Raw genomic sequence first — 475 nt, forward strand, 5'->3', positions numbered from 1 at the left:
CTTCCAGGCCAGCTTCCGCGAGCCGGGTGTGGTCGTGCCCGACGAGGAGCAGCTGATCAACGAGATCCCCGAGCCGCGCCACGGCCACGTCCGCCGCATCATCAACTCGGCCATCGCCCAGCACCGCATCGGTCGGGTCGAGCCCTTCTGCGCCGACCTGTGCCACCAGCTGCTCGACGACCTGCTGGCCGCCGACGGCCCGGTCGACCTGGTCACCGACTACGTCACTCCCATCCCCAGCAGCGTCATCGCCCACCTCCTCGGGGCCCCGCCGGAGGACTTCGCCCTCTGGTCGACGTGGTCCGACGAGGTCGTGCAGGGCACGTACCCGACCAGGAACCGCACCGAGCGGGGTGAGGGCTTCGCCGGCGCCCATCCCGAGTTCGCGACCTACGTGGACGAGCTCGTCGCCGACCGCCGGGCGGCGCCGCGCGACGACTTCGTCACCCGCCTCCTGCAGACCGAGGTCGACGGA

General features: G+C 71.6%; 1 protein-coding gene. It reads left to right on the plus strand.

Annotated elements, in window-relative coordinates; all coding sequences use genetic code 11:
- A partial coding sequence (locus tag D7Y13_RS46300) for a cytochrome P450 family protein (protein WP_167508825.1) occupies positions 1–475 on the plus strand: 475 nt, incomplete at both ends.

This window comes from Corallococcus praedator (assembly GCF_003612125.1).
Taxonomy (GTDB): domain Bacteria; phylum Myxococcota; class Myxococcia; order Myxococcales; family Myxococcaceae; genus Corallococcus; species Corallococcus praedator.